Here is a 17,577-nt window from a genome sequence, read left to right as displayed (position 1 = left end):
TTGTGCTGGCGACAATAGCAAGAGTGAACCACCTGATCCCTTCCCGAACTCAGAAGTGAAACCTCTTAGCGCTGATGGTAGTGTGGGGTTACCCATGTGAGAGTAAGTCATCGCCAGCTCATTATTCCAAAAGCCCTCTGCAAATAGCAGGGGGCTTTTTTTATGCTTGGGGAAAAAGGGAAAGAAAATGGAGAGGGAAATAGAATGAAATTAATAATATATCTAATTAAATAATTCATTTATAAGGTGAATTGTTCCTAATAAAAGAATAAATTAGCTGAATAATGAGTCTAAAAAAGACAAAAAATCGGGCGTTCTCTTCGAAATTATGCTATAAAAAATAAAACGGCATAAAAATTGCTTATAAAGTGCGGTTAATTATAGGGGGAGTTATTAATGAAATTAGCGATGGGGTTAAAGGTTGCCAATTCCTTATCATTAACACCTCAATTACAACAAGCCATTCGTTTATTACAGCTTTCAAGTTTGGAATTGGAACAAGAAATTCAAATCCAACTCGACAGTAATCCTCTATTAGAGAAAGTTGAAGAACAAAATACCGTTGAAAGTTTAAATAGCTTACAAGAACAAGAAAGGGAAAATAAAGACTTAACCAATGAATTAAATGCCGATCATTTACCTGATGAGTTACCAGTGGATACAGAATGGGATGATGTATATACCCATCAACCCACAAGTTTAGGTGCTGCTGAATTTGAAGAGCGCGAAGATAATCGGCAGGGGCATCAAAGTTTACAAGCGCATATGCTTGAGCAAGTTAATCTTTTACACTTTTCTGTGATCGATAAACTAATTGCACACTGTATTATCGATGCTTTAGATAACAAAGGTTTTTTAGATTGTGACTTAAATGAAATTACCCAATCGGTTCAGCATCTTTTAGACTCTATGGATTATGAAGAAGAAGTCGAAGATGACGAAGTTTTAGTAGTTTTAAAGCATATTCAGCGTCTAGATCCTGTAGGGGTAGGCTCACGCAATCTTGCCGAATGTTTAATGGTGCAAGTTGAAAATCTTCCTGAACATGTTGAATATCGATATGAAGCTATTTTATTATTGAAAAATTATGAGTTGCTGATTACCAATGAATTACCCAAGTTGATTAAGCAAACGGGATTAAATACAGAACAGCTCAAACTAGCCATTTCTTTGTTAAAAACATTAAAAGCGCATCCAGGGCAAGAGTTTGAAGATAAAGATTCAGACTATCAAATACCAGATGTTGTGGTCTTAAAAAAGAATGAACATTGGTTGGTTCAATTAAATCCTGATGTAATGCCAAAACTACGGGTAAATTCTTTTTATGCCAATATGATCAAGCGTGCAGATCAAAGTGACGATAATCAATATTTACGAAATCAAATGCTTGAAGCAAAGAATTTCATTAAAAGTATTGATGAACGACATAAAACATTATTAAAAGTAGCGACATGTATTGTTGAGCATCAACGAGCGTTCTTTGAACAAGGACCTGAGGCAATGAAGCCTTTGGTACTACGAGACATTGCCGAAGAAGTCGAACTCCATGAATCCACAGTTTCCCGTGTAACCACAAATAAATATATGCTCACACCACGTGGATTATTTGAGTTGAAATATTTCTTCTCAAGTCATGTTGGAACGTCATCGGGTGGGGAAGCGTCTTCGACTGCAATTCGTGCAAAAATTAAAAAGCTGATTGCAGAAGAAAATACACGTAAGCCTTTGTCTGATAATGCAATTGCAGTTTTGCTTAATGCGGAAGGTATTGATGTTGCTCGTCGTACGGTTGCGAAGTATCGTGAATCGTTACATATTCCATCATCTTCAGAGCGAAAAGTGTTGATCTAAATTTGAAAATCTGACTATTCTAGAGGTTCATTATGACGAAATAATGAATCTCTTTTTTATATAAGGAATAGCCGAAATGATCTGATCGTGTAAATGTATGCTTCGCATATTGAGTTGGATAATTCGGCTTGAACTTTTCCAGTCCTGAAAGAAGGTGAGGGATAGAATTATGCAGATTACAATTCGTGGCCACCATTTAACAATTACGCCAGCAATAGAAGAAAATATTCGTCTTAAATTTGCGGAAATGACCAAACATTTAGATCAGGTCAATAGTATGCAAGTTAAGTTGACTAAAGATCATCAAGTTGATAAACGTTCAAAAAAAGGCAGTGATAATCACATTGCAGAAGCGATTATACGATTACCCGGGACCGAACTTTTTGCGCAAGCTTGCGCTGATGATATGTATACCTCGATCAAAAAATTGTCTGAAAAATTAAAAAAACAATTGCATAAACATCGAAAAATGCAGCTCATTTATATGCCTTTAACGGTTTAGATTGTACATTGTACAAAAAGAGGTTTTTTATAACCTCTTTTTTTATATATATAATGTATGTGACTAATGAATTATTTTTTAGATTTATAGTAAAATGACGGGTTTTACACCGTTAGTCCTATATGGGGTCTTGTGATGAATAGTGAACAGCTCACTGAAATTTTAAAAGCTGCTTTTCCAGAAGCTGAGGTTGCAGTTAGTGGGCAAGGCGGCAAATATGATCTACGCATCGTCGATGATCAATTTGAAGGGAAACGTCCTGTTGCTCGTCAACAATCTGTTTATGCACCTTTGAACTCCTACATTGCCAGCGGTGAAGTACATGCAGTAACAATTCGTGCAATGACCAAAGAAGAATGGCGCAAAGCAAGCTTATTCGGAGCTTAATAATTAATGGATAAATTTCTGATTCAGGGCGGTACTAAGCTCGAAGGTGAAGTTCGTATTTCTGGTGCGAAAAATGCTGCATTGCCATTACTCGCTGCAACTATCCTTGCGGATACACCTATTACATTAACCAATGTTCCAAATCTAAAAGATGTGAACACCTTAGTGAAATTGATCGCAGGTTTAGGTGTTCAAATCAGTTATGAAGGTGATACGGTTAAGGCAGATACTTCTAGCTTAGATAACCAATTTGCACCATATGAACTCGTGAAAACCATGCGTGCATCTATTTTGGTGCTTGGGCCGTTATTGGCGCGCTATGGTAATGCAAAAGTGTCTTTGCCGGGTGGATGTGCAATTGGTTCACGCCCTGTAGATCAACATTTAAAAGCTTTAGAAGCACTTGGTGCTGAAATTGAAGTTGAAGCTGGCTATGTGCATGCCAAAGTTGATGGTCGTCTAAAAGGTGGCGAAGTTGTCTTTGATATGGTCACAGTTGGTGGTACTGAAAATATTCTAACTGCTGCGGTTCTTGCAGACGGTGTCACCACGATTCGTAACGCGGCTCGTGAACCCGAGATTACTGATCTTGCTAATATGTTGATCAAGATGGGTGCAAAAATCGAAGGTTTGGACACAGATACTTTGGTTGTTACAGGTGTTGAAAGCTTACATGGCTGTGAATATGCCGTTGTTGCAGATCGTATCGAGACAGGTTCTTATCTTGCTGCTGCGGCAATAACTGGCGGTAAAATCAAAACCACGCATACAGATCCAAACTTGTTGGAGTCTGTACTGGATAAATTTGAAGAAATGGGCGCGGAAGTTACGCGCGGTGAAGATTGGATTGAACTGGATATGATGGGTAAACGCCCGAAAGCAGTAAGTTTCCAAACTTTACCACACCCAGAATTTCCAACCGATATGCAAGCACAGCTGATGGCGGTGAATGCAATTGGTCGTGGTTTTGCCACAATTTCAGAAACGATTTTTGAAAACCGTTTCATGCATGTACCTGAATTAGCACGTATGGGTGCTAATATTCAGGTTGAAGGTAATGATGCTGTTGTTACAGGTGTAGAGAAATTATCTGCTGCACCGGTGATGGCAACTGATTTACGAGCTTCTTTCTCATTGGTTTTAGCAGCACTTGCCGCTGATGGGGAAACGTTGATTGACCGTATCTATCATATTGACCGTGGTTATGAAGATGTGGAAGCGAAGTTACAAGGTTTAGGTGCCCAAATTAAGCGAGTAAGTTAATGAGCGATATGAGAAACGATGATCCCAATTTTGACGTAATGGGCAATTTTGATCATGGTTTAACTTTAGCATTAAGTAAGGGACGTATCTTAAAAGAAACTTTGCCATTGTTGGAAACAGCTGGCATTAACTTATTGGAAGATCCGGATAAATCTCGTAAGTTAATTTTTCCAACGACCCATAAGCACGTACGTATTTTAATTTTACGTGCTTCTGATGTACCAACTTATGTTGAAAATGGTGCTGCAGATATTGGGGTGGCAGGTAAAGATGTGCTGATGGAGCATGGTGCACAAAATGTGTATGAACCATTGGACTTAAAAATTGCCAACTGTAAGTTAATGACGGCTGGTAAAGTCGGCATGGTTCGTCCGAAAGGTCGTTTAAAGATTGCAACCAAGTACGTCAATTTGACCCGTCAATATTATGCAAGCTTAGGCGAACAAGTTGATGTGATCAAACTGTATGGTTCTATGGAACTTGCACCATTGGTTGGTTTAGGTGATTACATTGTCGATGTTGTGGATACCGGGAATACTTTACGTGCCAATGGTTTAGAGCCTTTGGAAGAAATCTGTAAAGTGTCTTCACGTTTAATCGTGAACAAAGCAAGCTTTAAACGTAAACAAACTTTGTTGAATCCAATTCTTGCACAGCTAGAAAAAGCCGTGGAAGAACGCGAGCAAGCAAAAAAAGCATAAGTTATTAAGTTTCTAGCTATGCTGATCAAACCGCTCAAATTTGGGCGGTTTTTTTATGAAAACTGAAAAATAATGTTAAAACTGTATTTCACCAATTTTAACGAAAGTTATTTTCAATAAAACTCCACATGAACACATGCGATAGATGTCCACAAGCTGCTGTAAAACAGGTAAACTAATCTTTTCCAATAGATTACCTTGTGGGTAAATTGATGCGACGTTTATCGACTCAAGATCAAAACTTCAAGCAAGCTTTTGCTGACTTGTTGGCTTTTGAAACTGTGAATGATCCAGAACTTTTAAAAACCGTTGACCAAATCATTGCTGATGTTCGTCAGCATGGTGATGCTCATGTTCTTAAATTGACACAGCAGTTCGATCGACATCCAGCGCATCAATTCTCAGAATTAGAGCTGACGCAAGCACAGTTGAAAGCAGCATTTGAGGGTTTAAGTTCAGAAGTGCGTGAAGCCTTAGAACTGGCTGCGAACCGTGTTCGTGAATTTCACCAAGCGCAAAAGCAAGACGGCTGGACCTATGTTGATGCTTTAGGAAATACGCTTGGTCAAAAAGTCACACCGCTGGACCGTGTGGGTATCTATGTGCCGGGCGGTTTAGCTTCTTATCCTTCTTCTGTATTGATGAATGCTGTACCTGCGCATGTTGCTGGCGTGCCTGAAATTATTATGGTGGTGCCTGCGCCGAATGGTGATTTGAATCCATTGGTTTTGGCAGCAGCTTACTTAGCCGGCGTACACCGTGTATTTACCATTGGCGGCGCGCAAGCGGTTGCAGCATTGGCTTATGGTACAGAAACTATTCCATCTGTGGACAAAATTACTGGCCCGGGCAACCGTTTTGTTGCTGCAGCAAAACGTGCAGTATTTGGTCAAGTCGGTATTGATATGATTGCAGGGCCATCCGAAATTTTGGTCTATGCCGAAGGTCAAAACAATGCTGAATGGCTGGCAATGGATTTATTGTCACAAGCGGAACATGACACTGTGGCTCAAGCGGTATTTATTACGCCAGATGCAGAACTTTTAGATCAAGTTGAGCAATGGATTGAAAAGCATTTAGAAGCGTTACCAAAAGCGGATATTGCGCGTACTTCAATCGAAAACCGCGGCGCATTGGTTTTAGTCAAAGACCGTGCTGAAGGCGCCGAATTGATTAACCAAGTTGCGCCTGAACATTTGATGCTGTGCTTGGATCAAGCACAGGAAATGGCTGAAGATATCCGCCATGCCGGCGCAATCTTCATGGGACGTTATACACCAGAAGCGATTGGTGATTATTGTGCAGGTCCAAACCACGTGTTGCCAACCTCAGGCACAGCGCGTTTCTCATCACCGCTCGGTGTTTATGATTTCCAAAAGCGCTCAAGCTTAATCATGTGCTCTGAAGATGGTGTGAAAACTTTAGCGAAAACAGCTGATACATTGGCGCAGCAGGAAAACTTAGACGCGCATGCGCGTTCAGCACGCTATCGTTATCAGTAATAAAATATAGACTAGGTGAAAAACTTAGTTTTCCAAAACTATAAACCTCTCCTTAACCCTCTCCTGAAAGGAGAGGGGAAATCTCATAAAATGAATATTCCTCTCTCTGAACGAGCTTTAAGGATTCCTTTAAAGCGAAGTGCAAGAGAGGTTAGGAGAGGGTGAAAAAGAGCAAAATAAAATGCCAAATATTACCTCTGAACAAATGCGTTTTTGGAGCCCAGATGTACGTGAATTAGAACCGTACACACCGGGTGAGCAGCCTAAAATCCAAAATATTTTAAAACTCAATACCAATGAAAATCCGTATCCGCCATCGCCAAAAGTGGCGGAAGCAGTGCAAAAAGTATTGGCAAATTCTGCTGATGTTTTACGTTTATATCCAGATCCAGATGCATCTGAGTTAAAGCAGGCGATTGCAAAACAGCAGCATGTGCCTGTTGAGCAGGTCTTTGTCGGCAATGGCTCGGACGAAGTGCTGGCGCACATTTTTAAAGCCTTTTTTGTGCAAGAGCTGCCGGTTTTGTATCCAGACATTACCTACAGTTTTTATCCCGTATATAGCCAATTTTTTGGCATTGCTGCCAATACTAAAATTTTACCGCTGAACGATGACTTTGAAATTGTGGTGGATGACTATAAACAGCCAAATGGCGGCATCATCATTACCAATCCGAATGCGCCAACCAGCATTGCTTTAGGTTTGTCTGCAATTGAGGAAGTGCTGCAAGCCAACCCAAATTCAGTGGTAGTGATTGATGAAGCGTATGTCGATTTCGGTGCGGAATCTGCTGTGGCTTTGGTTGCCAAATATGAAAACCTTGTGGTTTGTCAAACCACGTCTAAGTCGCGTTCGCTTGCCGGTTTGCGTGTCGGTTTCGCGATTGCACAGCCGCATTTAATCGCAGCGCTTGAGGCGGTAAAAAATAGCTTTAACTCTTATCCGATGGACCGTTTTGCGATTGCAGCAGCCGTGGCGTCATTTGAGGATCAAGCGTATTTTGAAGCGCAAAATGCCAAGGTGATTGCGAGCCGTGAAAAACTAGTAGAGCAGCTGTCTGAGCTGGGCTTTAAGGTATTGCCGTCTGCGGCAAACTTTATTTTTGCCTCATTGCCAAATAAAGATGCAGGTGAGTTGGCTGCTGAATTGCGTGAACGCGGGATTATTGTACGTTACTTCAATAAGCCGCGGATTAATCAATTCCTGCGGATCACCATTGGCACAGATGAACAAAATCAGCGCCTTGTGGATACGCTTAAAAACGATATTTTGGCTTAATTGCTGCAAGCTACTATAAATTTAAATCTACCCTAATTTTCCTTTCGAAAAGGTGAGAAGCACTGCTTCGCAAGGGGAGGGTTATAAAAAAGCGATTCAATTGAATCGCTTTTTTTGTTTAATCTTCCGTATACCACGTGTTTAACAAATCCAGCATCGCTTCGACTTTATCAAAGCATTCTTGATATTCAGCATCGCAATCAGACGCGATGGTGATTCCGCCACCTGCCCACAGCGAAACCTGATCTTGGTATTTTTGAATAGAGCGGATTAAAATATTCCAAGAGCCCGTGCCATCGTGATTAAAATAACCCATCGAGCCGCAATAGGCGCCGCGAGGAGCACCTTCAAGTTCATCAATGATTTGCATCGCGCGAATTTTAGGCGCGCCGGTAATCGAACCGCCCGGCAGTGCTGACATCAGAACCTCAAAAGGGTTTACATCTGTTTTCAGCACGGCCTCAACTTCACTGACCATGTGATGCACTTGGTTAAAACTTTCAATGTCAAAAAGTTTAGGTGTTTTTACAGAACCTGTTTCAGCATAAACACTCAAATCATTACGCAGTAAATCGACAATCATGACATTCTCAGCCATGTCTTTTTCAGATGATTTTAACCATTGTTTTGACTGCTCATCTAAAACTGGGTCTTCATAGCGAGGCATCGTGCCCTTGATTGGTTTAGTAATAATCTTGCGTTCAGGCTTAAAATCTATAAAAAGTTCAGGCGAACAACTTAAAATTTCAAAATCATTAATACGTAAGTAGCCTGAATATGGTGCATCAGTCAGTGACCAAAATTCTTGAGCGGTATCTAAGAGTGAACCGTTTGCTTGAGCTGTGAACTCTTGGGTTAAATTAATTTGATAGCAATCACCCGCTTTAATATATTCCTGCACTTGATCAAAGGCTTTCGTGTAGTCTGACTTAGACCATCTTGCAGTACATTTTTGTCTTAATTTAAATTGATTCTGAGTGATCTCTGTTTGAATGAACTGATCAATGTAGTCGTAAATCTTAGCTGCAGAATGATCTGAACTATAAAAATACCAACCATCATTCTCTAATTTTAAAAAACTGGAAAATTGTCCTAAAAACAAGCGAGGTTGCGCTTTGGCGTGCAAGGAAATCTGTTGCTGCGCTGCATAATCATAGCTAATAAAACCAGCCCAGCCCCCAGAAAACCCGTTGCCTAAGTTTGAACATAAATCTTGGAAGGCAATATTTTGCAAGGGCTGAGTATCAGATTCCTCATATTGATCTAAATTGGTACAGACATAAGCTTTAAGTTCATCATTCTTCAATTGTTGATATTGATTTGCCAAAAAGCAAATAACAGGTTGGTTTTGATCTTCTAAAAAAATCACATGTGGCAAGGGCGCAAGCGCTTGCAAAATTTTTTGAGCACTAACAGTTTGTTTGAGAATAAATTTTTTAAAAGAAATTGGTTTTTGCATCAACAGAAAAATTAACTTTAAAGACTAAAATGGATTTTATACCATTCCTAATTCATTTGGTTTGCAAATACCGTTTATCGGTAAGAATTAGATTGCGACCAACAACAGTTGAACAAATTTTAGCTTGGATATAATTTAATCGAGCGAGCAAACAACTCAAGGAAAGATTTAGCAGTTGTCACAAAATAATATTACAGCTGAATAAATCGAGTGGTTGAAAATCAAAAAAAATAAATACTCTTGGGAGAGTACCGTATGAAAAATTTCACTAAATTAGCTCTAGTTTCTTCAATCGCATTTAGTGCGAATGCTATGGCTATGCAAGCAATGGACGATGCTGCACTTAGTTCAACCACTGGTCAAGATGGTATTAACATCGGGATTGGTATCTCTAAAATTGAAATTGAAAAACTTTTCATTCACGATAACGACGGTTTAACGGATACAGCTAAGGGCGGTACAAGTACTGCTGGTGCGATCGTTATTCAAGGTAACAAGAAAGCTGGTGATCCTTTAGAAAATAAAGGTATCGTTATTGGTGCAAACTATGATAACGGTGGGGCTTATCTTCTAGCTTCTCGCAATTTAGCTGATTTACGTATTGATACTGATGCTGGTACTGGTGCAAATGGTGCATTCATTAACATCGCAGCTGATGTTTCTGGTTTAGATATCAAAATCGGTGAAATTGGCGTAACAGCATCTGGTACAGCGGGTACTACAGGCATTCGCCGTGGTGGTGACGATAACAACTACAATGCAATTTTATCTGGCCTTTCTCTAAAAACGGGTCCAATGACTGCAAATGTTCAGTTGGGTGCTGCTCCACAAGGTGCAATGATTAAACTGAGTACGACAATGGTTGGTGGCTTAGAAATTAAAGATCTGGGTATCCTAGATGCATCAACTAAAACGGCTACACGCGAAGCAGGTGAAATCTTTATCGAAAGCATCAAAGTTGCTGATGCTAATAAAACTGACTTAACGATTAACCAAGATGTTCGTGTTTATGGTAAAGAAGGCACAAACAATGGTTATATTCAAATGGTAAGCAACTCTGGTCCAATTGATAACTATGTGAAAGGTATTCATTTAGGAAGTAAAGACGCTGGTTCAATTGGTGATATCGAAGTTCAAGGCTTACAAACATTCTACAGCCCAGCTATGGGTGTATATAACCAAGGTTCTGTAATTACAATTTCTAGTAAGTAATCTAGAATAAAAATAAGGCGCGTGTTGATCACGCGCTTTTTTTTACAAAAAAGTGCGGAATGACCCAATAAAGCATAAAAAAATGCTGTTTTTTTATAAAAAAAAAGGTATCTTGCATAATACATGGATGTAGAGCAATAGCTCTAAAAAATAATGAAAAAAGGCACATCATTGCCGATAACTAAAAGTTAGAAGATATGTTAGAGATAGCTGTAGGCTCGGCATTGATGTATTACTTTGCCAAAGAGTCCTTCGATTTAAAAGAAAAGCCAGTCGGAACAGTTCACTATACCGAAACATTGGATTCACGAAATGATTCCTTTACTCGGATGCACCGTGAATCTGTAAAAATTAAACCTGCCATAGAAGATCAATTTCGAGGCATCGTTCGGCAAGCATACGACTACAGTTGTGGTTCAGCGGCCTTAACGACTTTATTAAATGGTTATGTCGGGACACAGTTAACTGAGCAACAGACCATGAATGGTTTGCTGAAATTTGGTGAAACTGAAAAAATCATCGAACGTCGAAGTTTCTCCTTATTAGACATGAAACGTTTTGTTGCTGCTGTTGGGCTAGACAGTGGGGGCTACAAAGGTGAGTTTTCAGATCTAGTTAAGCAAGGTCAGCCTGCGATTGTTCCCATTTCATATGCTGGTTTTAAACATTTTGTGGTTTTTAAAGCCTATAAAGATGGGCGTGTTTATGTTGCAGATCCAGCACTGGGCAATATCAGTTTCGATGAAGTTAGATTCCAAGAAATATGGGAAAACAACACATTATTCTTAATCAATGTTGCGCCTGAGCAACGTAAAAATTTATTGGCTTTGCAAGATTCAGACTTGCGACATGTTGAAGATGCAACCGTGAACCGTTATGCATTGGTTGATATTCAATATCCGCAGTTTTACATGGAAAAAATTGCAGACAAGGCATCTACGATACGACTTGATAAAAATATGAATGAAGAGTCGGAGTCATATGGTAAATCGAATTACAACTTTCTAAGGCTTTACTACAAGAGTAAATAATTAGATGAATGCGTATAACAAAGTGTCAGGATTAAAAAAATAAAAACGGTGGGAAGGAACATGAATCGTAAATGGATGAACAAAACACTACTAGCCATGAGTATTCAGGTGGTGATGGGGGTTGCCTATGCAGCTGAAGAGCCAAGCCTTGGAGAATATGATCCGGTTGAACAAGAGACAGTCGTAGAAGAGTCTGTATCTCCTGCTGCTGTAACCCAAGCTGATACTGCACAAGAAGCTGCTGCCGAGCCAGAAATTGGACAGTATGAATCTGTTGAAGAGCCAGTACAAGCTGAGGCACCACAAGTAGAAAGTGCTACTGCCACTGAAAAGGCATCGACAGCACTTCAACAGCAAGAGGGTGATGCGAGTCAAGAAGCTAACTTACAGGAAGTATTTAGCTCGAATGAACGTCAGTATTCATTGATTAAAAAAGGTGAAATATCATCTTTTTACGATATCGATTATACCTATTACCGTGATACTCAACTTGATATGGAAATGGCACAAGGCCAACTTTATCAACTCCGTGTACAAGAGAATGCCACACACTCAATGACCAATACGTTTACCGTGCAATACGGTGTAATGGACAATTTGACATTCTCTGCATCTGTGCCTTTAGTAGCAAAAACTGATTTATTAAAAGATACTTCAACTGCTGGTTTAGGGGATATTTCTTTAGGCGCACGTTGGGAACCCTTCCCATTGAAGCAAGGTCGTTTGCCACTGATTTTATTTGGTAATTTGTCTACGAAAACAGGTGATAGTCCATACGAAGTAAATGCAACAAAAGATTTAGCCACTGGCAAGGGATATTACTCTGTAGGTATCGGTGCAAGTACACGTAAATATATTGATCCCGTAGTGTTGTTCGCCTCTGTTTCGGCAAATTATGGTTTTAAAGAAACAGGGTTAAATCAAAAGCGCGGCTTAAGAACGATAGAAGAATTTGAGCCGGGTATTAGTGGTGGTTTTGCATTCGGTTTTGCATACTCGTTTAACTACGATGTTTCCCTCACCATGTCATATCAACAAAGTTTCAACACTGGCGCAGAATTTACATATAGCAGTGGCGAATCCTATTCACCTGCAGACCAAACCAGTTCAACTCTAGCAATTTCTTTAGGTGTACGTGTATCTCCAGATACGATTGTGAACGGTACAGTGGGGCTAGGTTTAACTGAAGATGCACCAGATGTGTCTTTAGGACTTTCTTTCCCGTTAGATATTCTAGGTTTTGGAAAAAAACTTCGTTAAGAGGGCTGTCGTATGCGTAAAATTCGACTCAGCCCACTTTTTAGTGCGATCGTTTTAACGGGCTGTTCTAGTGCTGCTTTTGCACAATTGGGTACCAACCTTTCAGTTGATGTACGGTCACTTGCATTAGGGAATGCAGTAACTGCTGATCCTCCGGGGATTAGTGCCGTGCATTTTAACCCTGCAGCATTAACTAAAATTGAAGGTTTGCAAACCGATATGCAGGGGATCATTGCAAACTTTGATATTCAACGTGAATTTACCGTCCCTGCGGGTTATAACGTCTTTGGTTATTCAGATGACCCAATGGTCTGTAATGATGGCCCTGAAGTAACGGCAGATATTTGTACGGACTTTAAAGATAAGGTTTCTGGTGATGTTGAATATGCATCCCTATATGTACCTGTCTTAAAAAAGATGGTGGATTTTGGTGCTGGCCAACCCATTGCCGCACCAACGATGGGGATTGCCTATAATCCACCAGGTTCTAAAGCAACATTTGCATCCGCCGTTTATGCGCCTTTGATTGCGGGTTTTGGTGCTGAAAATGGCAACCCCGGTAATTTTATGGGGCAACAAGTTGCTCTAGAGCGTATTACTTATCTATCGCCAACTGTAGGTTATCAAGTCAGTGATGAGCTATCGATTGGTGGTGGTGTAGGGATGTCCTATCAAGCCATTGGATTGAAATCTGATCTACGATTTCCCAATGAGTTGATCGGTATGTTAAGGATGATTGATGAAGTCGTCTGTACGCCATTCAAGGAAAATTCGGACATTATTACCGACATCTTGCTATTGGGGATGTGTAATACCGAAGAAGGGATGAACCCATTTGGCAAATTTGGTCAGATGGAATTGGCTTTAGAGCAGTCACTAAGCCCAAGTTATAACTTAGGGGTTTTGTGGGAGCCACGCGAAGATTTTAGTTTTGGTATGGTGTACCAAAGCGCTGCGAAAATGCGCATGAAAGGCCGTTATCGCATTCATAATGCAAAAGCGCCTCAGGAGATGATTAAGGGTTTAATGTCATCACCAACAGGTCAAATTTTAGCTGCAATTTTAGGTTTCCCAAATGCCGTGCCAAATTCGGAGTCGGGTTTGGTTTCGATGGATTTTGAATATCCACAGCACGTACAGGCCGGGATCAAGTATAAGGTCATGCCTGATTTACAAATCAATTTTGATGTGGGCTGGACCGATTATCGTGCTTGGGACAAATTCCGTTTTGAATTCGACCGTCAAATTTCAGCGCTGAAAATTGCAAAATTATTATCTGAAAATGTGACCGATAATTCTTTGGCCTTACCTTTGAAATTTACATCGCCTTGGAACTGGGGTATTGGTATTGAATATTCTGCAACAGATCGTTTGAAATTACGTGCAGGCTATGAACCACGAAGTACGTCTATTCCTGATGGTAAGCGAAATACCATGGTCCCAATTAATGGTGCGCAGCTCTTTGGTATGGGGATTGGATATCGTTTTGATGCAGATACGGATTTAGATTTATCAATCGGCTTTTTACGCAGTAAAGATAACATTCCAGCGAATACTAGTAGTCTTGCAAACTTAACCGGTGTGAATAACTTACTTTTAAACCCATATGCTGGACTGAATGTAAAAACCGATACGAAAATCACCATCCTAGGATTAAATTACAGAACTCGTTGGTAGGATAAGTAGACAGAATGAAAAGGATTTTATTCATAAAAACGTTACTTGCACTGTCTGTGGTGCAAGTGTCGTATACCAACGCTGGGGCGTTTCATACCATTATTGGGCCTGATGGGCGCCCAATGGTGGTACAAGTGCAAGAAAAACCAGCAAAGAAACCTAAAGAAAGTCCAACTGCTAAAACGATAGACTCTCAACCTGTACAACAAATTATTCAACCATCCGTAAGCATTAGTCCGTCTCAAACCAAGACACCGATAACACATCAAACGAGTCCAACAGCACAGGCTGTTGGACCGATGGATTCTCAACATTTAAGTATACGCGAGCCGGAAAAACGGGATGAAATTAAAGCTGTCACAGTAGATAAAATTAATGACGTCTCAGGGGATAAAGTTCCCAAACCTGAAAAGTCAGCACAAGCTTCAGATATTTCAGCAAAAGTGGTGCCTTCAACAGCATGGACAGAAAAGTTACAGCAATCAGAGCTAACCCAACCTCGTGAAGCGTATCAGCCCAAAGTTCTAGCTGAAAAAGATAAACCTGTCGTTGAGAAAAAGATCCTTGCTGAGAAAGTAGTCAGTACTGATCAATCCGTACGATCTTCAGGTGAAAACTTAGAAAATCATCCTTCAAAACAATCGGCTAAGGCAAAACAAGAGCAAGGCTTTTCGACCATGGCTGGTGAAAAGTATGTCAATAATGAATATCTTGAAGATAAAGAGTTTAACTTAGAAGGCAAAAAGCGCTTTTACACCATGCCCGAAGGCGTTATTGACAGCAAGATGGGGCAAACGCGGATGCAAACCATTGAACGTGAAAAAGGTGTCAGTCGCTCCGTCATTGATAATTTATTTAAACGTAATCAACCCGAAGATACAGGGCCGATCACTTTAGCCACATCGTATTATCGGGTCTCACAAGCTGACACCATTCAAGGTTTAGGTCAGCAATGTTTTTCGAATAAAAAAATGAAGAAAGCCAAAGAGCTCGACTTAGCTCAAGATATTAACTTATGGCCTCGAGCACCATTGTCGGACGAATTTGACTATGAAGTCGTAAAACTAAAATCACCATTACAAAATATTCGTATACATTCATTTGCATCCAAAGTACAAAATCCTACATTTTATTGGCCATTTGCGGTATTTTTAGACAAAAATGGATGTGTCATGGAAGGCGCAGGTGGATTCAAGAATAACCAAGGTGAAGCGGATCATCTTTACCATGAAAAAATTGAAGGCGTGATTCAAGTGCCTAAAGGTAGCCAGTATTTATTTTTAACGCCTTTAGCAACAGCAATTGATGTCGATGGTCGCGTATTAACCAATCAAGGCCAACTTAAATTAACAGCAATCCGTTAAGGACATAAGAAAGAGAATTAGGATGAAAAATAAAATTTTATTACCGTTTGCTTTAACGGCATTGGTTGCAGCGCTCAGTGGCTGTGGCGGTGAAAGTGCAAATGTGAATCCTGAAATTTATGATACCAGTACGACCAATGGTACTTGTAAAAGTAATACCGAAGGCTGTGTTGAGTTCGTTTTAGATTATCCAATTGAAGGTCTGAATTTTAATTGTTCGAGCGACGTTAAAAATACCTACATTACTTTATTTGATCTAAAAGAAGGTGTTTCGACAGGTGCTTGTAAGATTGGCGATACGGTAACTTTCTTTGTCCAAGGTGAAAAATCACGTCGAATTGATTTGGGTAAAGTAGATTTGAAGCAAATTTCCAATGTAGCCAGTGGTACGACACCTCCACGCTTGACCTTATTGGATTTGGCAGCTGGCATCGCGGGTAAACCTGCTGCAACGATTTCAAATACCGATGCAACGGTTAAAGTGGCCATGCGTTTGGCCAAAATTATTCAAGCCTTGGCTTTGAAAAATAACAGCGCAGTTACAGCTACAGATATCCAAGCGGTTTATATCAACAATGCAGATAAAGTATTGATTGATCAAATCACTCGAAATGTCGCGACAGCAGATTTCAGTATCAGTTCAGATACGGAATTTAATGACCTGTTTACACCTTGGCTAGACCTGTCCGAAGTCAGTAATGAAAACGCATTTACCTTAGTTTCAAAACTCATGAATATCTCAACGGCTGCGGTTTACCAGCCAGAGTTTGCGTTATTTTCAACTGATGGCGTGATTACCAATGCCAGTGGTTCAAATGGACTGGTCGGCTGTGACAAAAATGAATGTTTGCCGACCGATAGTTCAAAAGTCAATTTATTTGGTCATTTCATGTTAATGACGGACCGCCAAGGTATGACGTTTGGTAGTGGTTTACAGTGGAAGGGCAAAGTTGATCAACAGTTGAGTACCATTGGTGGTGTGAATGTCTTGCTCTTGACGCAGGTTCGACCAACACGTTTAACTGCAACGCCACAGGATAATTGGATTGATCCGCTTACCAAGCAAATTGATAAACCTGGCATACTGGGTTTCCGTTTTGATGCAGAAGAAGCAAACTCTGGCCCTCTGATTATTAAACAAGGGACGCTACTTGCCGACAAAATGGTGGTCGGTACAGGTGGAAGTTTATATAAAACGTTAATGGCTAAAAAAGATGATTATGTTCTGACGGCCGATGATAAGAAAAAATTAGGTCTTTGGGAGCAAAACATTAACCAAGTGCAATTTAAAGGCACGATGGATTTATACAAGCTTTATCCGCTGTCGTATTTAGACAAAAAAGTCTTTAAGTCTGTTGAAAATGTTGCCGCTGGACAAAATTATATCTTCCCGTTGTATGCAGATTTAACCTTTAAATTTACCGATACTTCGATTAAAACAGTGAAATTGGGTGTGGTGATTGACCGTAATGGTGATATTCGCACAAATATAAAATCTGGCGTGCCAGACGATGTATTTACTCGTCAAGATAGCCAAATTGTCGACTTGTCTACACACGCGACGGAAGGCTGTAGCGGAAAAGATGTGCTTGACCCACTGTTAATGAAAGATGACAAAGGTGTACAGCAATATCGTATCGGAACGACAACCCGTACCTTTACGCCTGAAGGAAATATCAATCCAAATACCATTTCGATTCGTATGATTTTAGCTGACCCATATTTCCATACGCTTGATGGCGCGCTGATTGGAATGAACTCAAGTGTGAAAACTTCAGCGGATACCACGATGGTTGTGGGCGGTGCTTTAGTGCAGTTACACAATATGATTAACGCCAATGCAGGCACGCGTCCCTCTGGCGTTGCTTTGACGGATTCGGATAATAAAGTGGTGAAGTGGGGGAATAGTTTGGCCAGCTTTAGTTATATTTATAGCTTAAAAAATCCAAATGATACTACTGCGGCTCAAACAGCGAAGTTAAGCGGTGGTGATATTTCTTTAGAATTGGCCCCGTGTTACACCATCAAGGTAAAATAAAAATTTAAATCTTGGAAAAATAAAAAAGCCCATCCGTGATGGGCTTTTTTA

At 40.2% G+C, this 17,577-nt stretch carries 14 protein-coding genes and 1 rRNA gene; 14 read left to right on the top strand and 1 reads right to left on the bottom strand.

The genetic code is table 11. The annotated features are described in order from the left end of the window. The first annotated feature begins 4 nt into the window (after window positions 1-4). The 8 genes from rrf (at window position 5) to hisC (ending at window position 7,485) form a co-directional block, all read left to right on the top strand. Window positions 5-119, top strand: a 5S ribosomal RNA gene (rrf, locus tag FTU22_RS10980). Window positions 120-396: 277 nt separating this feature from the next. Further along, window positions 397-1,851, top strand: coding sequence for an RNA polymerase factor sigma-54 (locus tag FTU22_RS10975; RefSeq protein WP_180094438.1), 1,455 nt, complete (start codon window positions 397-399; stop codon window positions 1,849-1,851). Between the two features lie 169 nt (window positions 1,852-2,020). After that, the gene (gene hpf, locus FTU22_RS10970) at window positions 2,021-2,353 is read left to right on the top strand and encodes a ribosome hibernation-promoting factor, HPF/YfiA family (RefSeq protein WP_078191195.1); all 333 of its coding nucleotides are present in this window, start codon (window positions 2,021-2,023) and stop codon (window positions 2,351-2,353) included. 135 nt (window positions 2,354-2,488) lie between these two features. Beyond that, window positions 2,489-2,740 (top strand): BolA family iron metabolism protein IbaG, encoded by a 252-nt coding sequence (gene ibaG, locus FTU22_RS10965; protein ID WP_180034593.1) that lies wholly within the window; start codon window positions 2,489-2,491, stop codon window positions 2,738-2,740. A 6-nt stretch (window positions 2,741-2,746) separates the two neighbouring features. Further along, window positions 2,747-4,003 carry a UDP-N-acetylglucosamine 1-carboxyvinyltransferase gene (gene murA, locus FTU22_RS10960; protein ID WP_180094437.1) on the top strand — a complete coding sequence of 419 codons (1,257 nt, stop codon included), beginning with the start codon at window positions 2,747-2,749 and terminating at the stop codon, window positions 4,001-4,003. Then, window positions 4,003-4,704, top strand: coding sequence for an ATP phosphoribosyltransferase (gene hisG, locus FTU22_RS10955; RefSeq protein ID WP_180021457.1), 702 nt, complete (start codon window positions 4,003-4,005; stop codon window positions 4,702-4,704). The genes murA and hisG overlap by 1 nt, the downstream gene beginning before the upstream one ends. A gap of 200 nt (window positions 4,705-4,904) precedes the next feature. Continuing rightward, window positions 4,905-6,206: a histidinol dehydrogenase gene (gene hisD, locus FTU22_RS10950; protein ID WP_180094436.1), complete on the top strand. Its 1,302-nt coding sequence runs from the start codon at window positions 4,905-4,907 to the stop codon at window positions 6,204-6,206. 181 nt (window positions 6,207-6,387) lie between these two features. Further along, window positions 6,388-7,485, top strand: coding sequence for a histidinol-phosphate transaminase (hisC, locus tag FTU22_RS10945; protein WP_180094435.1), 1,098 nt, complete (start codon window positions 6,388-6,390; stop codon window positions 7,483-7,485). Between the two features lie 118 nt (window positions 7,486-7,603). Here the strand turns inward: hisC and pabB are convergent, their stop codons facing one another. After that, complete coding sequence (pabB, locus tag FTU22_RS10940; protein WP_180094434.1) at window positions 7,604-8,944, bottom strand: aminodeoxychorismate synthase component I; 1,341 nt, start codon at window positions 8,942-8,944, stop codon at window positions 7,604-7,606. A 255-nt stretch (window positions 8,945-9,199) separates the two neighbouring features. Here pabB and FTU22_RS10935 point away from each other — a divergent pair, with 255 nt between their 5' ends. From FTU22_RS10935 to FTU22_RS10910, 6 genes are all read left to right on the top strand, one after another. Further along, window positions 9,200-10,156, top strand: coding sequence for a DUF6160 family protein (locus FTU22_RS10935; RefSeq protein WP_078192372.1), 957 nt, complete (start codon window positions 9,200-9,202; stop codon window positions 10,154-10,156). A gap of 197 nt (window positions 10,157-10,353) precedes the next feature. After that, window positions 10,354-11,187 (top strand): C39 family peptidase, encoded by an 834-nt coding sequence (locus FTU22_RS10930; RefSeq protein ID WP_111884773.1) that lies wholly within the window; start codon window positions 10,354-10,356, stop codon window positions 11,185-11,187. Between the two features lie 60 nt (window positions 11,188-11,247). Continuing rightward, window positions 11,248-12,447: a hypothetical protein gene (locus tag FTU22_RS10925; protein WP_180094433.1), complete on the top strand. Its 1,200-nt coding sequence runs from the start codon at window positions 11,248-11,250 to the stop codon at window positions 12,445-12,447. A 12-nt stretch (window positions 12,448-12,459) separates the two neighbouring features. Further along, on the top strand, window positions 12,460-14,124 hold the full coding sequence (locus FTU22_RS10920; protein WP_111884775.1) for an OmpP1/FadL family transporter: 1,665 nt from the start codon (window positions 12,460-12,462) through the stop codon (window positions 14,122-14,124). A gap of 14 nt (window positions 14,125-14,138) precedes the next feature. Beyond that, the gene (gene filE, locus FTU22_RS10915; protein WP_180094432.1) at window positions 14,139-15,488 is read left to right on the top strand and encodes a putative pilus assembly protein FilE; all 1,350 of its coding nucleotides are present in this window, start codon (window positions 14,139-14,141) and stop codon (window positions 15,486-15,488) included. A 22-nt stretch (window positions 15,489-15,510) separates the two neighbouring features. Then, complete coding sequence (locus tag FTU22_RS10910) at window positions 15,511-17,526, top strand: hypothetical protein (protein ID WP_180094431.1); 2,016 nt, start codon at window positions 15,511-15,513, stop codon at window positions 17,524-17,526. The last annotated feature ends 51 nt before the right edge of the window (window positions 17,527-17,577 follow it).

It is taken from the genome of Acinetobacter sp. YH12076 (assembly GCF_013419525.1).
GTDB classification, from domain to species: Bacteria; Pseudomonadota; Gammaproteobacteria; order Pseudomonadales; family Moraxellaceae; genus Acinetobacter; species Acinetobacter amyesii.
Note: the sequence above shows the minus strand (reverse complement) of the source record. Positions and strands in the feature narration are given on the sequence as shown.